Raw genomic sequence first — 18,577 nt, 5'->3', positions numbered from 1 at the left:
CCTTATTGCATTGAGAGACGCCCAGTTTAGGAAGCCCGGCAGGCAATGAATAATTCGAATACCGGGTCGAATTGCCCCCCATCCAAGCAGCTACTTCTATGCATCCCATCAATAATTACCGCCACGGCCAACGGCATTTCTGCAGTGCCTGCCATTCGTCCGGCGATTCCTGCTTATAACTGATCGATCTAAAACTCCCACAACCGAGGTGGGTCAGTTTCTGAGTACCTGCCCTTTTGGCGCGGTATCGATTGACCCTCCCCAACGGAAAAACCGGTAAGGACTTTATGTGCGGATTAGCTGGCGAGTTACGCTTCGATCATCAACCTGCGGACCTTGCAGCCGTTGAACGAATCACCCATCACCTGGCGCCTCGCGGCCCTGACGCGTGGGGCTTTCACAGCCAGGGGCCAATTGCCCTTGGTCATCGTCGCCTGAAAATCATGGACCTGTCGGACGGCTCGGCGCAGCCGATGGTCGACCATCAACTGGGTCTGTCCCTGGCCTTCAACGGCGCGATCTACAACTTTCCCGAACTGCGCACTGAACTTGAATCCCTCGGTTACGCCTTCTATTCCGGCGGCGACACCGAAGTGCTGCTCAAGGGCTACCACGCCTGGGGCGAAGCGCTGTTGCCCAAGCTCAACGGCATGTTTGCCTTCGCTATCTGGGAGCGTGACGCCAAGCGCCTGTTCATCGCCCGCGACCGTCTCGGCGTGAAGCCGCTGTACCTGTCGCGCACCGGCCAGCGCCTGCGCTTTGCTTCGGCATTGCCAGCGTTGCTCAAGGGCGGCGATATCAACCCGATCCTCGATCCGGTGGCGCTCAATCATTATCTGAACTTCCACGCGGTGGTCCCGGCGCCGCGCACCTTGCTGGCCGGCATCGAAAAGCTGCCGCCCGCCACCTGGATGCGCATCGAAGCAGACGGCACCACCGAGCAGAAAACCTGGTGGACCCTGCCCTACGGCCCACACGAGGATGAGAAGAATCTGACCCTCGAAGACTGGCGCGACCGCGTACTCGACAGCACCCGCGATGCGGTGGCGATTCGTCAACGGGCGGCGGTGGACGTCGGCGTGCTGCTGTCGGGCGGTGTCGATTCGAGCATGCTCGTCGGTCTGTTGCGGGAAGTCGGCGTGGAAAACCTGTCGACCTTCTCCATCGGTTTCCAGGATGCCGGTGGCGAGCGCGGTGACGAGTTCCAGTATTCGGACCTGATCGCCAGGCATTACGGCACGCAGCACCATCAATTGCGCATCGACGAAAAAGAGATCATCGAGCAACTGCCCGCCGCCTTCCGCGCGATGAGCGAGCCGATGGTCAGTCATGACTGCATCGCTTTCTATCTGTTGTCCCGCGAAGTGGCCAAGCATTGCAAAGTGGTGCAAAGCGGCCAGGGTGCGGACGAATTGTTCGCCGGGTATCACTGGTATCCGCAGGTCGCTGGCGCGGCCGATCCGTACGCGGCGTATCGCGATGCGTTCTTCGATCGCAGCTACGAGGATTACGCCGCCACCGTACAGCCGAAATGGCTGACCGCGAATGACGCCGCCGGCGACTTCGTGAAGGAACATTTCGCACAGCCGGGTGCCGATGCGGCGGTGGACAAAGCCTTGCGTCTGGACAGCACGGTGATGCTGGTGGACGACCCGGTCAAACGCGTCGACAACATGACCATGGCCTGGGGCCTGGAGGCACGCACGCCGTTTCTCGACTATCGCCTGGTGGAATTGTCAGCCCGGGTGCCGGGCAAATTCAAACTGCCGGACGGCGGCAAGCAAGTGCTGAAAGAAGCGGCGCGATTGGTGATTCCGAGCGAAGTCATCGACCGTAAAAAGGGTTACTTCCCGGTGCCGGGTCTCAAGCATTTGCAGGGCGACACGCTGAACTGGGTGCGCGAATTGCTGCTGGACCCGAGCCAGGATCGTGGCCTGTTCAACCCGGCGATGCTCGACCGTTTGCTGACCGATCCACAAGGCCAGTTGACCCCGTTGCGCGGCTCAAAGCTGTGGCAATTGGCGGCGCTGAACCTGTGGCTCAGTGAACAAGGAATCTGATCGATGAAACCTCATGCCACGGCGTACAGCCAACGCTTATTGCGCGGTCAGGCGCCCTCCTACGAACGCTTGCAGGCGCGTCTGGCTGAAGACGGCAGTGAACTCGGTACCGCGCCAATTGCCGTGCATTGCGGCTGGGGCCGGTTGTTGATCGGCCATACGTTCCCCGACCCGGCGAGCCTCGCCCAAGAGTTGCTCAATGAGCAACCGGGCGAACGGGACATCGCCCTGTATGTCGCCGCGCCCCAGCAAGTGCTGGGGCTGGAGCCCGCACAGTTGTTTCTCGATCCATCGGACACCTTGCGCTTGTGGTTCAGCGATTACCGGCAGGCGACCCGTGTGTTTCGCGGCTTTCGCATTCGTCGTGCGCAAGGTGATGCCGACTGGCAGGCGATCAATCAGTTGTATCAGGCGCGTGGCATGTTGCCGATCGACGCCCGTCTGCTGACCCCGCGTCATCTGGGCGGCCCGGTGTACTGGCTGGCCGAGGACGAGGACAGCGGCGCGATCATCGGCAGTGTCATGGGCCTCAATCATCACAAGGCGTTCAACGATCCGGAAAACGGCAGCAGCCTCTGGTGCCTGGCAGTCGATCCGCACTGTTCGCGGCCCGGCGTCGGTGAAGTGCTGGTGCGGCACTTGATCGAACACTTCATGAGTCGTGGCCTGAGTTACCTGGACCTGTCCGTGCTGCACGACAATCGCCAGGCGAAAAATCTTTACGCCAAGCTCGGTTTTCGCAACCTGTCGACCTTTGCGATCAAGCGCAAGAACGGCATTAACCAACCGTTGTTTCTCGGCCCCGGTCCTGAAGCCGAGTTCAACCCCTACGCGCGGATCATCGTCGAGGAAGCCCATCGTCGCGGCATCGATGTGCAGGTCGATGATGCCGAGGCCGGGATGTTTACCCTCAGCCACGGCGGACGGAGGGTACGTTGCCGCGAGTCGCTGAGTGACCTGACCAGCGCCATCAGCATGAGCCTGTGCCAGGACAAAAGCCTGACGCACAAAGTGTTGAAGGCGGCCGGTCTGAATCTGCCGAGCCAGCAACTGGCCGGCAACGCCGATGACAACCTGGCGTTTCTCGACGAACACGAGCGAGTGGTGGTCAAGCCGCTGGATGGCGAACAGGGTCAAGGGGTGGCGGTGGATTTGCGGACCATCGAGGACGTCCAGCAAGCCATCGAATCAGCCCGTCAGTTCGACAGCCGTGTGCTGCTGGAAAGCTTTCACGAAGGCCTCGACCTGCGGATTCTGGTGATCGGGTTTGAGGTGGTGGCGGCGGCGATTCGCCGACCGGCCGAAGTGGTGGGCGACGGGCAGCATTCCATCGGTGCGCTGATTGATGCCCAGAGTCGGCGTCGGCAGGCGGCCACCAGCGGTGAAAGCAAAATCCCGCTGGACCACGAGACCGAACGCACGTTGCAGGCAGCGGGTTACGACTACAGCAGCATTCTGCCGGCGGGCGAACACTTGTTCGTACGGCGTACGGCGAATCTTCATACCGGCGGTGTGCTTGAAGATGTCACGGCGATCCTGCATCCCACGCTGGTGGATGCCGCCGTGCGCGCGGCGCGGGCGCTGGACATTCCTATGGTCGGGCTCGACCTGATGGTGCCGGCGGCGGATCAGGCGCACTACGTGTTTATCGAAGCCAATGAACGCGCCGGCCTGGCCAACCATGAGCCGCAGCCGACGGCCGAGCGGTTTGTGGATCTGTTGTTTCCGCATAGTCAGCCGGCGGTCTCTTAGTGATGTGGCGCCTGGGTTGGCGCCTTCGCGGGCAAGCCTCGCTCCTACAGGTTTTGCGTCGTTTGGAATATCGCGCACGACGCTATTCCCTGTAGGAGCGAGGCTTGCCCGCGAAGGCGGCCCCACAGACACCGCAAATTACCATCATCGAAACCATCGATGTTCTTTACTCATCAGGAGTTTCCATGACCCATAAAATCCCGGAACCCGACCTCAACTACCTGCAAAAAGTCCTCCTGGAAATGCTCGCCATTCCGAGCCCGACCGGTTTCACCGACACCATCGTGCGTTACGTCGCCGAGCGGCTTGAAGAGCTGGGCATTCCTTTCGAGATGACTCGCCGCGGCACCCTCCGCGCCACGCTCAAAGGCAAGAAAAACAGCCCCGACCGCGCCGTTTCCGCCCACCTCGACACCATCGGCGCCGCCGTTCGCGCGGTGAAAGACAACGGTCGCCTGACTCTGGCGCCCGTCGGCTGCTGGTCCAGCCGTTTCGCCGAAGGCAGCCGCGTCAGCCTGTTTACCGACAATGGAGTGATCCGTGGCAGCGTGTTGCCGTTGATGGCGTCCGGGCATGCGTTCAACACCGCGGTGGACGAGATGCCGATCAGCTGGGATCACATCGAACTGCGCCTCGACGCGTACTGCGCGACCCGCGCCGATTGCGATTCACTGGGGATCAGCGTCGGCGATTTCGTCGCGTTCGACCCGTTGCCGGAGTTCACCGAAAGCGGCCACATCAGCGCCCGTCACCTCGACGACAAGGCCGGCGTTGCCGCGCTGCTGGCGGCGCTCAAAGCGATCGTCGACAGTGGCGAAGAGCTGATGATCGACTGCCATCCGCTGTTCACCATCACCGAGGAAACCGGCAGCGGTGCAGCGGCGGCGTTACCGTGGGACGTCAGCGAATTCGTCGGCATCGACATCGCACCGGTCGCGCCCGGCCAGCACTCCAGCGAACATGCGGTCAGCGTGGCGATGCAAGATTCCGGCGGGCCTTACGACTATCACTTGTCGCGGCACCTGCTGCGACTGGCCAGCGACAACGAGTTGCCGGTGCGCCGCGACCTGTTTCGCTACTACTTCAGCGATGCGCATTCAGCGGTCACCGCCGGCCATGACATTCGCACCGCCCTGCTCGCCTTCGGATGCGACGCGACTCACGGCTACGAACGCACCCACATCGACAGCCTCGCGGCGCTCAGTCGCCTGCTCGGCGCCTACATCCTCAGCCCGCCGGTGTTTGCCACCGATGCGCAACCGGCCAAAGGTTCGCTGGACCGGTTCAGTCATCAGTTAGAACATGACACGCAGATGGAAAGCGATACTCGGGTGCCTTCGGTGGATAGTCTGGTGGGGCAGCGGTCGGATAGCTGATCCGGAATTTTCATTGCCTGGGCTGACGCTTTCGCGGGCAAGCCTCGCTCCTACAGACTTTGCGTCGATCCGAAGTAATGTGATCAACGCGAAACCTGTAGGAGCGAGGCTTGCCCGCGAAGGCGTCAGCCCAGGCAACACATCGGGTCCAGACTAGCCGCAACCCATCATTCGCCGTAGCATCGCGCCATTGTTTAGCCGAGGTGCCTATGCTGATTCCCCACGACCAACTTGAAGTCGACACCCTGACCCGCCTGATCGAGGATTTCGTGACCCGCGACGGCACCGACAACGGCGATGACACGCCGCTGGAAACCCGCGTTTTGCGTGTTCGCCAGGCCCTGACCAAAGGTCAGGCGCTGATTGTCTTCGACCCGGAAAGCGAGCAATGCCAGTTGATGCTCAAGCACGACGTGCCCAAGCATCTGTTCGACTGACGCCTTCATCGCCCTTTGGCTTTTGCCAGTTTGACCTGGATGCGCTTGTAGACTTCGGCACGGTGCACATTGACGCTTTGCGGCGCTTCGACGCCGAAGCGCACCGTGTTGCCGTTGACGGCGACAATACGCACCGAAATGTCGTCACCGATGGAAATCATTTCGCCCACAACGCGGCTGAGTACAAGCATGGCATTCGTCCTTCAGGGTTATCGAACCCTGAAGATGCCCGGCACGCGGCGGGCCTTCAATGCGACGAGGGCAAAACAGTCCCGCCCTACAGCGCAAGACGAACACCTCTTAAGGAAACGTCTTACAAACTGTGGTTTTGCTTCAGGCAGCAGAGAAACGCGGGCCAAACAGGATGACGCTCGCGCCGATCACACACAGCGCCACGCCGATCCAGTCAGAGCCGAGCGGGCGAATCCGTTCGACCACTGCCAGCCAGCCAATCGACGCAATGATGTAGATGCCACCGTAGGCGGCATAAGCCCGCCCCGCGTAGCTCGCCTCGACACGGGTCAGCAGCAGCGCGAACAAGGTCAGGCTGAGCAGCGCCGGCACCACCCACCAGGCACTTTTGCCCTGACGCAGCCACATCCAGAAGGCAAAGCAGCCGGCGATTTCAAACAGCGCAGCAAGAAAAAACCACAGGTAATTGAGCATGCGAACGTCCCGCGAGGATGACCGATGGCGGCCACCCTAACGGCGACGTTGTGCGCGGGCAAGTTCAGCCTGCGGTTTGTTTGGCCTTGGCGCGCATTTTATCGGCCATGAGGGTCATTTCGTCGTATAGCAGTTGCGGGTTCTTCTGCTTCAGCGCCCAAGCCATACGGCCTTGTTCGTGGGGCAGGATCATGAATTCGCCGGCGGCGACGTGCTGATAGATGTAGTCGGCAATGTCGGCCGCACTAATCGGCGAACTTTCCAGCAACTTGCCAACCTGCGCTTTCATGGCGGGTGTCGGACCACGGAAAGAGTCCAGCAGGTTGGTCTGGAAGAACGACGGGCACACCACATGCACGCCAACTTCCTGATGCGCCAGTTCGATCAGCAGGCTTTCGGACAAAGCAACTACACCGGCCTTGGCCACGTTGTAGTTACTCATCGCCGGGCCTTGCATCAGGGCGGCCATCGACGCGATGTTGATGATCTTGCCTTTGCTTTTTTCCAGCAGCGGCAAGAACGCCTTGCATCCCTTGACCACGCCCATCAGGTTGATCGCGATCTGCCAGTCCCAGTCTTCCAGGGACAGTTCACTGAAGAACCCGCCCGAGGCGACACCGGCGTTGTTGACGATGACATCGATGCCGCCGAGCTTGACTTCACAGGCTTGGGCGAACGCAGTCAGCTGACTGTAATCGCGCACATCGCAACGCTGGATAAAGCCATCGCCGCCGGCTTCGCGAACCAGTTTCAGGGTTTCCTGCAGACCGGGTTCGCTGACATCCGACAAAGCCAGTTGCCAGCCTTCACGTGCCCAGCGCAGCGCGATTTCGCGACCCAGGCCCGAGCCCGCGCCAGTGATCATCATGCGATTTTGCATAGCAAACAGCCTTGTTGTTCCGGGGAAGATGCGTCGAGTGTAGCGAAGGACCTTGCCCGACCCACGCTCCATCAGATTGCTGAATGGCGCGAGCAAACCGCGAGCGCGCCTGTATCAACCAGGCCCCTGAAAACGAAATAAGCCTTTCTTCGAAAAACATTAAAAAAACTTGGAATTTTCTTTCAAGTGCACCAGTCGGAATTTACAAGCAGCTCGGGTTTATTGCAGTCCAGCTGACAATTAACACCAGGCAATTTCAGAACACTTCCGACAAGGAAATAGACATGGGCACAATACTAATCATTATTCTGATCCTCCTGCTGGTAGGTGGTCTGCCGGTCTTCCCTCATTCCAGAAGTTGGGGTTATGGCCCGTCGGGTATCATCGGCGTGGTGTTGGTGGTGCTGTTGATTTTGCTGTTACTCGGCAAGATATAAAGATCTGACAGGCAAAAAAAAGAGGCCCTTGAAGGGCCTCTTTTTTATTGCATCAACGCTTAGTCCGGCTTGCCGTCAACGACACCGGCGGTGTTGTCGATCAGGCTCTTGGTCGCCGTTTGCAGGAACGCTTCGAGCTTGAGTTTCAGCTCGGCAGTGCGAGGTGCATTCGGAACGATCTCGGCGTGAGGTGTCGCGCCCAGTTCGTACTGATACATCTTCGGCTCCATTTCCTTTTCTTTCGGCAAGACCAGAATCTGATCCGCCGTGACAATGGCCGTGGTCTGTTCGCTGCCCGACGGTTTGATCACGCCAAAACCGGTGTCGCCTTCCGGCAGGTTGAGCAGGTCACGTCCCCAGCACTGATGACGCACTTCGCCACCGATGCGACCCATGATGGTCGGTACGATGTCGATCTGAGTGCCCACGGTGTGGTCAAGTTTGCCGAATTTTTCCTGGATGCCCGGTGCGATCATCAGCATCGGCACGTTGAAGCGGCCCAGGTCCATTTCGGTGATCTGGCGCTCATTGCCGAAACCGTGGTCACCGACGATGACAAACAGGGTTTCCTTGAAGTAAGGCTCCTTGCGGGCCTTTTCAAAGAACTGACCGAGCGCCCAGTCCGCGTAACGCATGGCAGTCAAATGCTCGTTCAGGCTGCCACGATCGGTCACGCGCTCGACCGGCAATGGCGTCGGCAAGGCGTATGGCGTGTGGTTGGACAGGGTCTGCAGCAAGGCATAGAACGGCTTGCCGTTTTCCCGTGCCTTGAGCTCGACCAGACCACGGTCGAACATGTCCTGGTCGGACACACCCCAGGTCGGATCGGAGAACACCGGGTTGACGAAGTCGTTACGACCAATGAAGTTGGTCATGCCCTGGCTGCTGAAGAAACCCGACTGGTTATCCCAAGCGAAGTCGCCGTTGTAGACGTAGACGTCGCCATAGTTGCGGGCGCTGAGCAATTGCGGCAGGCCGGACAGTTTGTGGCTGCCTTCCGGGGTCTGCATCAGGTATTCGAAACCCGGCAGGTTCGGGAAGCAGGCCATGGTGGCGAACATACCCTGGTGGGTGTGGGTGCCGTTGGAGAAGAAGCGGTCGAACAAGAGGCCTTCCTTCGACAGCTTGTCGAGGTACGGCGTGATGTTGCCCGAGGCACCGAGGGCGCCGACCGAGTGACCGGCCATGCTTTCCATCAGGATCACGACGACGTTCTTGATCGGCAGGGTCTTGTCGGCCGGCGGCGTGTAATCGCGGCGCACCGCTGCGGTCTCGGCATCCACCAGCTTGTCGTCCGGCATCACCAGCATGTCACGCACGATTTGCTGAGCTTGCGGCTGTGGCAGCGTGGCTTTCCAGATGTTGTCGCGATCTTCGGACATCCGGCTCTTGGCCGCCGCGACCAGCGACAATGTGCCGTTGAGGCCCAACTGGTTGGCGAAGTTGGAGTCGGTGGTGTAGACGTCACCCCAACGCAGTGGCGGGCCTTGGCGCAGAGTGCCGCGAGCCGCGACCACGCAGATCAGCAGGCACACCACGAACACGGCAATGCGCGCATACCACGGGGCGATCTGGCGCGTGCCGATGCTGCCGCCGCTGAAGGGGCCGCGAGGACGGGTGGCACGGTCGGCGCCCTTGAACGCCAGGGTCAGGATCAACGTGCCCACGGCCCAGGCCAGCAGGTAGCGAACCACCGGGAATCCGTACCAGAGCATGCTCATTACGGTTTTCGGGTCTTCCTTCACGTACTGGAAGACCAGGCCGTTGAGGCGCTGGTGGAACTCGCGGTAGAAGTCCATTTCCATCAGGCCGAGGAACAGCGCGATGCTCGATGCGATGGTCAGCCAGAAACGGAAGAACCCGCGGGCCGCCATGGCCCGGGCGCTGAACAGCGCCAGCAACAGCGGAATGCTGAGGTAGACCACCAGGCGCAGGTCGAAGCGCAGACCGTTGGCGAACGCTTCGAAGAAGGTCGAGGCCGGGGTGTCGAGGATCATCTCGCGGTTATAGACCAGCAGCGCGACGCGCAGCAGGCTGAACATGACCATCATGACCAGGGCACACAGCAGCGTGTAGGCCAGATGCGATTTGACGGTCGGTTGCAGCAGGCGACTAGAAGCTCGCTGCTGACTCAGGGCGTCCGGGATTGCCATGTCGTTTTAGGACCCATTGGAAGTTGAAGTTTCAAAATTACAGCTGCGCCCTGCCCTCTGTTGGCCAGTTCTCGGCCCCGGGGTTTGCGCGGTGCGCAAATGTTGCACGATCAACCGCGGCATTGCTATTGATTACTGATCTGCACGGCTGGCGCGGGCGAATTGTCTTGGAGGCTTTGTGAAAATTTTGTGTAGCGCATATTCGGAAACACAATAAAGTCTTTCAGAGTCCATAAGTTGGGTGTGGTCATATCCGTTTCTGCGGTAATGGCGGCTATTGGTTTCGCCCTTACGGCGAGTCACTTGGAAAAGCCCCAAGTAACCAAGGGCTCTTGCCCCTTTCGTTCGGTGGCTCGCTAATGCTCGCCATGCCCTCGCTCCGGTCCTGCTCCGTGGGCCCGCCGCCATCGGCCATCCATGGCCGGGGGCGGCTAACCCGGCATCCATGCCGGGTTGCCCACTACGCAGAACCTCCACTCGGCCTCTCGAGGGGGCGACTACCGCCACAGCCGCCGAGGCGGCCTGAAAGCCGACCTGGCTCTCAGCTGTCCGCGTTGTCCTTCTCTGATGCGTTCACTCATTCCCGACATGTACACCTCCCCCCTGTAGGAGCCGGCTTGCTGCGGGCGGCGTTCCGACGATGGCGTCCGTTCAGTCACGTACTCATTGCCTGACCCACCGCTATCGCCGGCAAGCTGGCTCCTACAGTTAATCGTATTCATCCAAACAAATATGCATTTCCCCTGTAGGAGCCAGCTTGCTGGCGATAGCGTCCTTTCAGGCGATATTTGTGTCGACTGACCCACCGCCATCGCCAGCAAGCCGGCTCCTACAGGGAATCGCGTACGCTTTTGATTTTCACCACTCATCAGGCCGAGCGTTAGCTCGCCTTGGCTTTTGATCTGGCTTTTGAGGTGCACGCCCCCTCGAGAGGCCGAGTGAAGGTTCTGCGCAGTGGGCAACCCGGCATGGATGCCGGGTTAGCCGCCCCCGGCCATGGATGGCCGATGGCGGCGGGCCCACGGAGCAGGACCGGAGCGAGGGCATGCCGAGCATTAGCGAGGCACCGAACGAAAGGGGCAAGAGCGCTTGGTTACTTGGCGCTTCTCCAAGTGACTCGCTGTAAGAGCGAAACCAATAGCCGCCGTGACCGCAGCAACGGATATGCACACCAATCAAACAAACCCGCAAAAAAAAGCCCCGATCAAATCAGGGCTTTTTATAGAAAGAAACGAAGCGATTACTTCTCGGCGCGCTCTTTCAGGGCTTTCAAGGTATTGAACGGCGCATCAACCACAAACTTGTTGGCAATCATCGAAGGCACGCTACCACCCGGCTCGGTGTGAACCTGATAGGTCACTTCAATCTGGTCACCCTTGGGCACGAACTTCCAGAACCCCTCAACCTTGGCAACCCGCACAAAACCCTTTTCTTCAGGAATGTACTTCGGCACGCCCTCAAGCTTACGGGTCAGACTGCCATCGGCGCCTGCGGTAGTCGTGATATGCAGCACCGAATCACGCGCAGTCACCGGCCATGGGGTATTGAACTGGGTGTAGGTCCAGCTCTGATCGCCTTCATGCTTGAGCAGCTTCTGCTGTTTGCATTCGTGAATCCAAGAGCAGGCGCCCGCCACGTCTTCCTGGAGTGCGCGCAATTTGGCCATGGTGGTTTTCATCAGGGTAACGCCCTGATAAGCCTTGTAGTCAGAACCGGCCACTTCACTCAAGGACACCTTGATGCCGTCTTCATTCTTGGCCACCTTCCAGTCTTCGGCCTGTGCGGTGGCAGTCGCCAGCAAAACCGTCAAACCACACAGCACAGCCATACGATGCAGCGAACCCATAGTCTTATTCCTTATTGTTGAAGTTCCGTTCGTTGACACATCACGCCGCCGTCATCTGCTCCCACCAGCCCAGCAATCTGATCGCTTCGTCACTGCTGTTTCCGCAGACTTCGACGTCGGCTTCAAACGCCGAACACACGGCAGGACGTTCCGGTTGGCCGAAAATATTGCACAGGTTTTCGGCAGAAAGTTGAACGCAACGTTCTCCGGCGGCTTTGCCATTGGGCATACCGGGAATCGGAGAACTGATGGAAGGGGCAATGCAACAGGCGCCACAGCCTTCACGGCATTTCATGACGACGAGCTCCTCGCGACGGGTGATGTGTTAAAGGACGGGGCACAGAGTAACCGCTAAAACAGTTGTTTTAAATTACCTGCCGCCGGGTTTTTACGCTCAAACCAGCGTGACTGACCAGTCTCCGACAAAGCGTCTGGCCTGCGGGTCACGCGAAGGGGGGATTTACTGCTTGAACTCCAATTCCAGCGCCGCGCCGTCGACGTCCCGACGCTCTTCGTTACGCAGTTGCAACTTCATTTCGTTGTTGATCAGTCGTCCGTTGAGCTGGAACGGAGAGCTGCCGCCCTTCTCACCAAACATTTTTGGCAACACGGCATCGTGCCGGGGCAACGGAACGGTACCGACCGGCTTGAACTCTTCGGCCATTTCCTCAGGCAAGCTCAAATCCAGGTCAGCCGAAGGCAGTTTGGTTTTCACTACTTCACTGGCCGGTTTCGATTTGGAGGCAATGGGCGGACGTTTTTTCTGCGTAGCCGCTTTCTTTTTGACCGGTGTGGCTTTCTTCGCCGATGCCGGTTTTTTCGATGTCGCGCTGGTGGCCGGTTTTTCCTGAGCGGAAGCCGCCAGGACGCCTTCCGAATTGAAGGTTATCAACAGGCAGATCGACAACCAGGCGGCAGGAAAAATCGGTTTCATGGATCCAACGGGGAACGGCGCTATCGGCAGAGGGCCATATGCTCGCTTGTTGGACGCGACATGACAAGCTCGGGCAGGAATTACCCGCCCGCCCATCACATTCCGCCGGCCATCTCCTGGCAAAGCTGGGTAGCCAGCATGCCCAGGGTCATCAACGCACGCTCGGCTTCGCGATTCCAGGGAATGCCGCAGTTGAGCCGAATGCAGTGATTGAACTGCTCGGTGTTACTGAAAATCAGCCCCGGTGCGATGCTGATGCCTTGCTGCAACGCGCGCACATGAAGCTCTTGTGTATTGACCCGCCCCGGCAGACTCACCCACAGAATGAAGCCGCCGGTCGGCCGGGTCATCTGTGTGCCTTCCGGGAAATACTGCTGCACCGCGAGCTGAAAAGCGCTGAGATTTTTGCGGTACTCCTGACGGATGTAGCGCAAATGCCGGTCGTAACCGCCATTTTCCAGATATGCCGCGATCCCCATCTGCGTAACGCTGCAAGCCGAATGTGTGCTGAAGGTCTGCAAGCGCTGGATTTCCTGTTGGTACTTGCCGGCAATCATCCAGCCAATCCGCACACCCGGAGACAGGGTCTTGGAGAAGCTTGAGCAGTAGATCACCCGATCCAGCCGGTCGTAGGCCTTGAGTGCCTTGGTGCGGCCCTGCTCGAACATCAGTTCGCCGTAGATATCGTCTTCGACCACCTGAATATCGAAATCCGAGGCCAGGCGCAGCAGTTGTTTCTGCCGCTCTTCGGGCATGGTGCCGCCCAGCGGATTGCTCAGGCGCGTGGTCAGCACCAGCGCTTTGATCGACCACTGATTCGCTGCCAGTTGCAAGGCTTCCAGGCTCATGCCGGTGGCCGGATCGCTGGGGATCTCGATGACTTTCAGGCCCAACAGATCGGCCAGTTGCAGCAACCCGTAGTAGGTCGGCGACTCGGCGGCGATCAAGTCGCCCGGCCGGGTCAACACACGCAGGGACATCTGCAAGGCATCGACGCAGCCGTGGGTGATCACTACTTCCGACGGATCGACCACCACGCCGGCATCGCGCATGCGAATCGCCACTTGCCGCCGCAACGGTTCAAAACCGGGGCTGAACATGTAACTGAATGCCCGCGGGCTATGGAATCGGGTGACTTTGGCCAACTGCTGATGCAGCGCTCGCACCGGCAGGTAATCGACGCTCGGCACCGCCGCGCCCAAGGGAAACACGCCCTCACGACGGGATTCGACCAACACTTGTTGAATGATGCTGCTGCGGGTGACCAGGCCGGGACGTTCGACCCTGGCGATGTCCGGTGTCGGCGCAGTCAGGGCCGGCGTCTGGTGCACGTAGTAACCCGACTGCGGCCGGGCACGGATCAGCCCCTGATCTTCGAGATTGGCATACGCCTGCAACACCGTCGCGTGGCTGACATTGAGCTGCGAGCTCATCTTGCGTACCGAAGGCACGCGCTCCCCCGGCTGATAGACCCCACGACGGATGTCTTCGGCCAGTTGTTGAGCAATACGTTGGTAGAGCAAGAGATTGGTCATGACGCAGCACTCGATTTCACGGGCATTTTATTCTTGTGTGAAACAATACCGGAACAGTTTAGAAGTGTACGGGGACAGTTGCCACAATAGTCGACGGTACAGTGCAGTGTCAGCAAAATCTGTACTGCTTTGCGAGGCAATTCGCAGACACAAAAAAACCCGGCGCTGACGGGCAGCCCGGGTTTGTAGGAGCCGGCTTGCTGGCGATGGCATCACTGCGGTTCATCTGAGACACCGCGGTGATGCTATCGCCAGCAAGCCGGCTCCTACGGATTGCATGGTTTCACAAGGAAGCGTCCATTACCGGGCGGCGCCGAGCTGGCCTTTTTCATCGGAGAACACAATTTCCACCCGACGGTTCTGCGCCCGGCCCCGTTCCGAGGCGTTCGCGTCTACCGGGTATTCGTCGCCATAACCTTCGACCTGAATGCGTTTTTCGTCGATGCCCAGGTCCGTCAACACGTCCGCCACCGATTGCGCACGGTCACGGGACAGTTTGAGGTTTTCCTGCTTGCCGCCAGTGCTGTCGGCGTAGCCTTCGATGCGCACGACGCGCTTGGGATTGAGCTGCAGGAATTGCACGATCTTCAACACCACGCGGTTCGCCGAGTTTTTCAGCTCCGCTTCGCCGGTGTCGAACAGCACATCACCGAGGGTCATCACCAGGCCACGGTCAGTCTGGGTCGTGGCCAGCGCAACAATCTGTTCTTCAAGCCACTTGCCCTGCTGCTGCACGCTCAGCAATTTGGATTCGCGCAGGGCCAGTTGCAGGCGCTGACGCTCCAATTCGAGCTTCGCCGCGCGCTCTTCATTGAGTACCTGATTGGTGTGCTCCCGAGCGATTTCGCTGTAGCGCTGGCTCAGGTAGGCGTAATGCACCACGTCGGAGCCGCTGCCCCAGTAGCTGGACAGTCGATCGGCACGGGCCAGGGATTCACCGGCACGGATCACGTCTTTCGGCGCGATTCGCAGCACGTTGGAATCTTCTTTCACCTTCTGAAAGTCGGCACCCGCTTCTTGCAACGCGGCTTCACTGTGCTGACCGGCGCAACCATAGAGGCTGGCGCAACCCGCGAGGATCAAGCCGCCGATAACTTTGGACGTGAGGTTCATTGGGCATCCCCCACTTGCTTGCGCAATCGAGTGATGCGGGTGTTGAGAAGATCCAGCTTCTCTTCACTTTTGAGCGTCAGCACCTTGGCTTCGGCCAGGCGTGCGTCAAGTTCGGCCTGTTCGGCGCGCATGCGTGCATGTTTGTAAGACTGATCGGCCATATCGCCTTGGGCACGGGCGAATTTATCTTCGGCCAGTTTCATTTCCGGCACATCGTCCGCGGTGGCCCCCACGGCTTTGGCTTGCACGAGCACCTGTTCGGTCAGGCGTATTTGTTCATTCGGCGCCGGATCGGCTGCACAACCCGCCAGAGCCAGAACGGCCAGGGCAGCGAAAAGAGGTCGAATACTCACTAAAAATCCCTACTGTTTTGGGGTACTGGCGGGTGGTTGCTGTGGCTGCTGTTGCTGCGCTTTCCAGCGCTCGATATTGCGTTGCAGCACGGCTTCCGTCAGTCCGGACGCGGGCAATTCTGTCATCTTTTTGGCCAGCTGTCCGCGCAACCACGGATCGTTGCAGGCCGAGTTATGGGAAACCGCGAGGAACAGGCCGGGTTTGTCGACCGGCTGTGGGCGCGCGACGAGGTCATTGGCCATGCTCAAGGCCTGTGCGGCTGCCATGCCCGAATAGCGTCCGGCGAGGACAAATTCCACTTCCCCCAACAGCAATTTCTGAAAGGCCTGGGTCAGGTTGGGAGTGCGTACGAGAGTCAATTGCTGCTCGGCGAACGTACCGAATTCCGGGGTCATTCGAGATTTTTCCGACAACGCGCCGGGATGACCGTGAAGGTCCTGCGCCTGGTTGTAGATCAGTGGCGAGTCTTTTCGGGTCCAGACCAGGTAATCGTTTTCCAGCAACGGCGGATGGATGTAATCCAGGGTTTCCAGCTCACTGACTGTCAACGGCGCGTCGGCCAGCATGTCCATGCGCCCACTGCGCACTTCCTCCAGCGCCTGGGCGCGTTTGCCGGCATAGAGCATCTCGACCTTAATGCCCAACTGCCCTGCTACTTGTTGCAACAGGTCGGCACTGGCACCGATCAGATGTTTGGGGTTTTGCGGGTCTTGCCACAGATACGGCGGCGCATCCGGGCTGCCGGTGACCACCAGTCGCTCACACTTGCCCGCTGCGATGGACAGCGTCGGCAACAGCGTCAGCCCCAGCAGCAATGACCAACCGAACACTCGATGCAGATCCATGGCAATACACTCCACTCAAACCCGGTTATATCCCCCCTGTAGGAGCCGCCCGCAGCCAGCCGGCTCCTACAGGAAGAGCAAAAAAAAAGCCCGACCAAAAGGTCGGGCTCTTTATAGGTCAAGCGGCTGGATTAGACCAGCTTCTCGAACTCAGGGATGGCTTCGAACAGGTCCGCCACCAGGCCGTAATCGGCCACCTGGAAGATCGGCGCTTCTTCGTCCTTGTTGATCGCGACGATCACTTTGGAGTCTTTCATGCCGGCCAGGTGCTGGATCGCGCCGGAGATACCGACCGCGATGTACAGCTGTGGAGCAACGATCTTGCCGGTCTGACCGACCTGCATGTCGTTCGGTACAAAACCTGCGTCGACCGCGGCGCGGGAAGCACCCACGGCAGCGCCCAGCTTGTCGGCCAGGGCGTACAGGTGTTTGAAGTTGTCGCCGTTCTGCATGCCGCGACCGCCGGAAACGACGATTTTGGCAGCGGTCAGTTCCGGACGATCGGACTTGGCCAGTTCTTCGCCAACGAAGCTCGAAGTGCCAGCGTTGTGCGCAGCAGCAACCGCTTCAACGGCAGCCGAACCACCTTCAGCAGCGACCGGGTCGAAACCGGTGGCACGCACGGTGATCACTTTGACCGCAGCGTTCGACTGAACGGTAGCGATGGCGTTACCGGCGTAGATCGGGCGCTTGAAAGTGTCAGCGCTTTCAACCGAGATGATCTCGGAGATCTGGTCGACGTCCAGCTGAGCGGCAACGCGCGGCAGGATGTTTTTGCCATTGGAAGTGGCGGCAGCCAGGATGTGGCTGTAGCCCTTGCCCAGCTCGGCAACCAGTGGCGCGACGTTTTCCGGCAGTTGGTGAGCGTAGGCGGCGTTGTCGGCCACCAGCACTTTAGCCACGCCAGCCACTTTCGCAGCGGCTTCAGCCACGGCGCCAGCGCCCTGACCTGCAACCAGCACGTGGATGTCGCCGCCGATTTTGGCAGCAGCAGCCACAGTGTTCAGAGTGGCCGGGGCCAGCACTTTGTTGTCGTGTTCAGCAATAACCAAGATAGTCATTTAGATTACCTTCGCTTCGTTTTTCAGTTTCTCGACCAGTTCAGCCACCGACTTGACCTTGATACCCGCGCTGCGTGCAGCAGGCGCTTCGACTTTCACGGTCTTGTTGGTGGAGGCGGTGGAAACGCCCAAAGCGTCCGGAGTCAGCACTTCGAGAGGCTTCTTCTTGGCTTTCATGATGTTTGGCAGGGACGCGTAGCGCGGCTCGTTCAAACGCAGGTCGGTGGTGACGATGGCCGGCAGCTTCAGGGAAACTGTTTGCGCGCCGCCGTCGATTTCGCGGGTCACGGCAACGCTGTCGCCGGACACTTCGACTTTGGACGCGAAGGTGCCCTGACCGTAGCCGCTCAATGCAGCGAGCATCTGGCCAGTCTGGTTGTTGTCGCTGTCGATGGCCTGTTTGCCGAGGATCACCAGCTGAGGCTGCTCCTTGTCGACAACGGCTTTGAGCAGCTTGGCAACGGCCAGGGAAGTCAGATCTTCAGCGGATTCGACGAGGATGGCGCGGTCGGCACCCAGAGCCAGCGCTGTGCGCAGTTGCTCTTGAGCGGTGGACGGGCCAACGGAAACCACGACGATTTCAGTCGCAACGCCTTTCTCTTTCAGGCGTACGGCTTCTTCCACGGCGATTTCGCAGAATGGGTTCATCGACATCTTCACGTTAGCGAGGTCGACGCCGGAATTGTCCGCCTTGACGCGAACCTTGACGTTGTAATCCACAACGCGTTTGACAGCTACAAGAACCTTCATGGATTCCTCGTTACTCTCCGGTGAAAAGAAAGTCGCCTAGGCGAACCTGGCGGTTGATGCTCATCGGGCGCAAGGGCACCTCTAAAAACGCCGGCATACGTGTCAAGGGACCATCGCTCATGACATTGATGACCGTTCGTCAGTGGTGACCAACAAGTCATTAAATATCGTGGCGTGTAAACTGCGCGCCAACACTGCGCTGCGCATCACCTTGTACTGCCATCGCCCTGTCTTTAGAGGTGCTCTTGAAACCAACAGTCAGCCTACGGCGAGCGCAAAACCGACCGTATCTTGACCGGAACGCCTATTCCGGTCAATACGGCAAAATGGCCAGTCATAAGCCGCGTGACTTTGATTTCTCTGGCTTTGAGCCGATTC

General features: G+C 59.4%; 18 protein-coding genes. 5 read left to right on the top strand and 13 right to left on the bottom strand.

Annotation, left to right across the window (positions count from 1 at the left end):
- The first annotated feature begins 287 nt into the window (after positions 1–287).
- The 4 genes from ACYZUC_RS28390 to ACYZUC_RS28375 all read left to right on the top strand — a co-directional run bounded on the left by ACYZUC_RS28390 (position 288) and on the right by ACYZUC_RS28375 (position 5,625).
- On the top strand, positions 288–2,060 hold the full coding sequence (locus tag ACYZUC_RS28390) for an N-acetylglutaminylglutamine amidotransferase (RefSeq protein WP_461991886.1): 1,773 nt from the start codon (positions 288–290) through the stop codon (positions 2,058–2,060).
- Between the two features lie 3 nt (positions 2,061–2,063).
- Positions 2,064–3,812: an N-acetylglutaminylglutamine synthetase gene (gene ngg, locus ACYZUC_RS28385; RefSeq protein WP_461991884.1), complete on the top strand. Its 1,749-nt coding sequence runs from the start codon at positions 2,064–2,066 to the stop codon at positions 3,810–3,812.
- Positions 3,813–3,997: 185 nt separating this feature from the next.
- Complete coding sequence (locus tag ACYZUC_RS28380) at positions 3,998–5,188, top strand: osmoprotectant NAGGN system M42 family peptidase (protein ID WP_461991882.1); 1,191 nt, start codon at positions 3,998–4,000, stop codon at positions 5,186–5,188.
- 209 nt (positions 5,189–5,397) lie between these two features.
- Positions 5,398–5,625, top strand: coding sequence for a YheU family protein (locus ACYZUC_RS28375; protein ID WP_003199186.1), 228 nt, complete (start codon positions 5,398–5,400; stop codon positions 5,623–5,625).
- A 5-nt stretch (positions 5,626–5,630) separates the two neighbouring features.
- Here the strand turns inward: ACYZUC_RS28375 and csrA are convergent, their stop codons facing one another.
- The 3 genes from csrA to ACYZUC_RS28360 all read right to left on the bottom strand — a co-directional run bounded on the left by csrA (position 5,631) and on the right by ACYZUC_RS28360 (position 7,171).
- On the bottom strand, positions 5,631–5,816 hold the full coding sequence (gene csrA / locus ACYZUC_RS28370) for a carbon storage regulator CsrA (RefSeq protein WP_461991879.1): 186 nt from the start codon (positions 5,814–5,816) through the stop codon (positions 5,631–5,633).
- A gap of 142 nt (positions 5,817–5,958) precedes the next feature.
- Positions 5,959–6,291, bottom strand: a complete 333-nt coding sequence (locus tag ACYZUC_RS28365) for a YnfA family protein (protein ID WP_280161898.1) — start codon at positions 6,289–6,291, stop codon at positions 5,959–5,961.
- 64 nt (positions 6,292–6,355) lie between these two features.
- Positions 6,356–7,171, bottom strand: coding sequence for an SDR family oxidoreductase (locus tag ACYZUC_RS28360; protein WP_008034550.1), 816 nt, complete (start codon positions 7,169–7,171; stop codon positions 6,356–6,358).
- Positions 7,172–7,449: 278 nt separating this feature from the next.
- Here ACYZUC_RS28360 and ACYZUC_RS28355 point away from each other — a divergent pair, with 278 nt between their 5' ends.
- A complete protein-coding gene (locus ACYZUC_RS28355) occupies positions 7,450–7,608 on the top strand; it encodes a DUF3309 family protein (protein WP_174602692.1) in 159 nt (52 codons plus the stop codon).
- A 59-nt stretch (positions 7,609–7,667) separates the two neighbouring features.
- On the opposite strand, the gene ACYZUC_RS28350 is transcribed toward ACYZUC_RS28355, so the two are convergent.
- The 10 genes from ACYZUC_RS28350 to ACYZUC_RS28305 all read right to left on the bottom strand — a co-directional run bounded on the left by ACYZUC_RS28350 (position 7,668) and on the right by ACYZUC_RS28305 (position 18,199).
- Positions 7,668–9,761 carry an LTA synthase family protein gene (locus ACYZUC_RS28350; protein WP_461991877.1) on the bottom strand — a complete coding sequence of 698 codons (2,094 nt, stop codon included), beginning with the start codon at positions 9,759–9,761 and terminating at the stop codon, positions 7,668–7,670.
- 1,240 nt (positions 9,762–11,001) lie between these two features.
- A complete protein-coding gene (locus ACYZUC_RS28345) occupies positions 11,002–11,607 on the bottom strand; it encodes an START domain-containing protein (RefSeq protein ID WP_461991875.1) in 606 nt (201 codons plus the stop codon).
- A 40-nt stretch (positions 11,608–11,647) separates the two neighbouring features.
- Complete coding sequence (locus ACYZUC_RS28340) at positions 11,648–11,902, bottom strand: YkgJ family cysteine cluster protein (RefSeq protein WP_461991873.1); 255 nt, start codon at positions 11,900–11,902, stop codon at positions 11,648–11,650.
- Positions 11,903–12,067: 165 nt separating this feature from the next.
- Positions 12,068–12,541: a translation initiation factor 2 gene (locus tag ACYZUC_RS28335; protein WP_461991871.1), complete on the bottom strand. Its 474-nt coding sequence runs from the start codon at positions 12,539–12,541 to the stop codon at positions 12,068–12,070.
- A 95-nt stretch (positions 12,542–12,636) separates the two neighbouring features.
- Positions 12,637–14,076: an aminotransferase-like domain-containing protein gene (locus ACYZUC_RS28330; RefSeq protein WP_008040862.1), complete on the bottom strand. Its 1,440-nt coding sequence runs from the start codon at positions 14,074–14,076 to the stop codon at positions 12,637–12,639.
- A gap of 300 nt (positions 14,077–14,376) precedes the next feature.
- A complete protein-coding gene (locus ACYZUC_RS28325) occupies positions 14,377–15,189 on the bottom strand; it encodes an OmpA family protein (protein ID WP_461991869.1) in 813 nt (270 codons plus the stop codon).
- Positions 15,186–15,542, bottom strand: coding sequence for a DUF4398 domain-containing protein (locus ACYZUC_RS28320; RefSeq protein ID WP_008040864.1), 357 nt, complete (start codon positions 15,540–15,542; stop codon positions 15,186–15,188). The genes ACYZUC_RS28325 and ACYZUC_RS28320 overlap by 4 nt, the downstream gene beginning before the upstream one ends.
- A gap of 9 nt (positions 15,543–15,551) precedes the next feature.
- Positions 15,552–16,388 (bottom strand): substrate-binding periplasmic protein, encoded by an 837-nt coding sequence (locus tag ACYZUC_RS28315; RefSeq protein ID WP_461991867.1) that lies wholly within the window; start codon positions 16,386–16,388, stop codon positions 15,552–15,554.
- 131 nt (positions 16,389–16,519) lie between these two features.
- Positions 16,520–17,449 carry an electron transfer flavoprotein subunit alpha/FixB family protein gene (locus ACYZUC_RS28310; protein ID WP_008040866.1) on the bottom strand — a complete coding sequence of 310 codons (930 nt, stop codon included), beginning with the start codon at positions 17,447–17,449 and terminating at the stop codon, positions 16,520–16,522.
- On the bottom strand, positions 17,450–18,199 hold the full coding sequence (locus ACYZUC_RS28305; protein ID WP_017340080.1) for an electron transfer flavoprotein subunit beta/FixA family protein: 750 nt from the start codon (positions 18,197–18,199) through the stop codon (positions 17,450–17,452).
- Positions 18,200–18,577: the final 378 nt, after the last annotated feature.

Source organism: Pseudomonas sp. GT1P32 (assembly GCF_054897805.1).
The sequence above is the reverse complement of the archived record's forward strand: the minus strand, read 5'-3'. Positions and strand labels throughout refer to the sequence as shown.

Excerpts from the sequence above, each read along its gene's own strand:
- ACYZUC_RS28375 (WP_003199186.1), top strand. The coding sequence starts at position 5,398 with ATGCTGATTCCCCACGACCAACTTGAAGTCGACACCCTGACCCGCCTG.
- ACYZUC_RS28315 (WP_461991867.1), bottom strand. The coding sequence starts at position 16,388 with ATGGATCTGCATCGAGTGTTCGGTTGGTCATTGCTGCTGGGGCTGACG.
- ACYZUC_RS28380 (WP_461991882.1), top strand. The coding sequence starts at position 3,998 with ATGACCCATAAAATCCCGGAACCCGACCTCAACTACCTGCAAAAAGTC.
- ACYZUC_RS28360 (WP_008034550.1), bottom strand. The coding sequence starts at position 7,171 with ATGCAAAATCGCATGATGATCACTGGCGCGGGCTCGGGCCTGGGTCGC.
- ACYZUC_RS28335 (WP_461991871.1), bottom strand. The coding sequence starts at position 12,541 with ATGAAACCGATTTTTCCTGCCGCCTGGTTGTCGATCTGCCTGTTGATA.
- ACYZUC_RS28340 (WP_461991873.1), bottom strand. The coding sequence starts at position 11,902 with ATGAAATGCCGTGAAGGCTGTGGCGCCTGTTGCATTGCCCCTTCCATC.
- ACYZUC_RS28345 (WP_461991875.1), bottom strand. The coding sequence starts at position 11,607 with ATGGGTTCGCTGCATCGTATGGCTGTGCTGTGTGGTTTGACGGTTTTG.
- ACYZUC_RS28390 (WP_461991886.1), top strand. The coding sequence starts at position 288 with ATGTGCGGATTAGCTGGCGAGTTACGCTTCGATCATCAACCTGCGGAC.
- ACYZUC_RS28330 (WP_008040862.1), bottom strand. The coding sequence starts at position 14,076 with ATGACCAATCTCTTGCTCTACCAACGTATTGCTCAACAACTGGCCGAA.
- csrA (WP_461991879.1), bottom strand. The coding sequence starts at position 5,816 with ATGCTTGTACTCAGCCGCGTTGTGGGCGAAATGATTTCCATCGGTGAC.
- ngg (WP_461991884.1), top strand. The coding sequence starts at position 2,064 with ATGAAACCTCATGCCACGGCGTACAGCCAACGCTTATTGCGCGGTCAG.
- ACYZUC_RS28305 (WP_017340080.1), bottom strand. The coding sequence starts at position 18,199 with ATGAAGGTTCTTGTAGCTGTCAAACGCGTTGTGGATTACAACGTCAAG.
- ACYZUC_RS28365 (WP_280161898.1), bottom strand. The coding sequence starts at position 6,291 with ATGCTCAATTACCTGTGGTTTTTTCTTGCTGCGCTGTTTGAAATCGCC.
- ACYZUC_RS28325 (WP_461991869.1), bottom strand. The coding sequence starts at position 15,189 with ATGAACCTCACGTCCAAAGTTATCGGCGGCTTGATCCTCGCGGGTTGC.
- ACYZUC_RS28310 (WP_008040866.1), bottom strand. The coding sequence starts at position 17,449 with ATGACTATCTTGGTTATTGCTGAACACGACAACAAAGTGCTGGCCCCG.
- ACYZUC_RS28350 (WP_461991877.1), bottom strand. The coding sequence starts at position 9,761 with ATGGCAATCCCGGACGCCCTGAGTCAGCAGCGAGCTTCTAGTCGCCTG.